The sequence below is a fragment of the Streptomyces sp. NPDC051211 genome (assembly GCF_040689505.1).
In the GTDB taxonomy this organism is placed as follows: Bacteria; Actinomycetota; Actinomycetes; order Streptomycetales; family Streptomycetaceae; genus Streptomyces.
The window spans coordinates 1-1,119 of the sequence record NZ_JBFBAV010000103.1; the positions used below are offsets into that span (position 1 = coordinate 1).

Genomic DNA, 1,119 nt, shown 5'->3' on the forward strand with positions numbered 1-1,119 from the left:
GCCGGCATCGGCATCGACGCCCGCCTGCTGGACTACACCGAACACACCATGAGCGAAGGCGCCTCCGCGCAAGCCGCCTCGTACATCGAGTGCGCCATCGACGGCCGCGTCCTGTGGGGCATCGGCATCGACGGCGACCTGGCCTGGGCCTCGCTGAAGGCGGTGGTCTCGGCCCTCAACCGGTTCTACGCCGAGGCGCCGCCGGTGGTCGTCTTCGACGAGACGCGCAGCAGCGCCCACACTTCCTGGGCGGCCTGAGCGGCGGTGGGCCGCACGGGGGCCGACACCCACTGGGTGAAGACCCCGACGAACGCCCCGGCCAGGTAGTGCGTGCGCAGCTGCACGAGCGCCTGCGTGGCCGGGTCGTCCGTCTTCTCGCCGTTCTGGTCGCGGAGCTGTGCCTCGACCTCCTGGGCCAGCAGTCCGCGCAGTTCGTTGATGAAGCGCGCGGCACCGCCCGGACCCAGCATCCGTTGGTACAGCGTGGCGTTGGCCTCGACATGGCGGAACAGCTCGACGAGCTCCGCCGGAGTCCGGCCGGCGGGCTGGGTCAGCGGACAGCGTGCCGCCGCGTGCGCGAGCCGGCCGATCTCCTCCTCCATGGCGTCCAGAAGCAGCGCGTCGCGGTCTTTGTAGTGCTGGTAGACGGTGGCGCGGTTCACTGTGGCGCGCTCCGCGATGTCCGCGATCGTCAGCGACTCCACGTCGCGTTCCGCGGCGAGTTCGAGCGCCGCGGAACGCAGGAGGGCCCTGGTGCGGCGGACCCGCGGGTCCACGCGCTGACCGGCTTCGGCAGTGGTGGTCTTCTTCGCCATGGAGCCAGCATACGCACTCTACGACACCTGATGAATAGGCGACGGTAGTCGTGTAGTCGTGTAGGCGTTTCGTGGCGGTTTTACGCCCAGGTGATGAGGCGTTTGGGGTTCTCCAGGACGGCTGCGATGTCGGCGAGGAATGTGGAGCCGAGTTCGCCGTCGATGAGGCGGTGGTCGAAGGAGAGGGCGAGGGTGGTGACCTGGCGGGGTTTGACCTTGCCCTTGTGGACCCAGGGCTGGAGCTTGATCGCGCCGACGGCGAGGATCGCGGATTCGCCGGGGTTGAGGATGGGGGTGCCGGTGT

The 1,119-nt window shown here is 69.2% G+C and carries 2 protein-coding genes and 1 pseudogene; 1 reads left to right on the forward strand and 2 read right to left on the reverse strand.

All coding sequences use genetic code 11. The annotated features are described in order from the left end of the window. Positions 1 to 183: pseudogene (locus AB0447_RS36420) on the forward strand (alpha-isopropylmalate synthase regulatory domain-containing protein); the annotation flags it as partial. 2 nt (positions 184 to 185) lie between these two features. Here the strand turns inward: AB0447_RS36420 and AB0447_RS36425 are convergent. Both AB0447_RS36425 and AB0447_RS36430 read right to left on the reverse strand, forming a co-directional pair. Then, positions 186 to 815: a TetR/AcrR family transcriptional regulator gene (locus tag AB0447_RS36425; protein ID WP_366481251.1), complete on the reverse strand. Its 630-nt coding sequence runs from the start codon at positions 813 to 815 to the stop codon at positions 186 to 188. Positions 816 to 895: 80 nt separating this feature from the next. Beyond that, positions 896 to 1,119: 2-oxo acid dehydrogenase subunit E2 (locus AB0447_RS36430; protein ID WP_366481252.1), on the reverse strand; the 224-nt coding region annotated here is incomplete at its 5' end.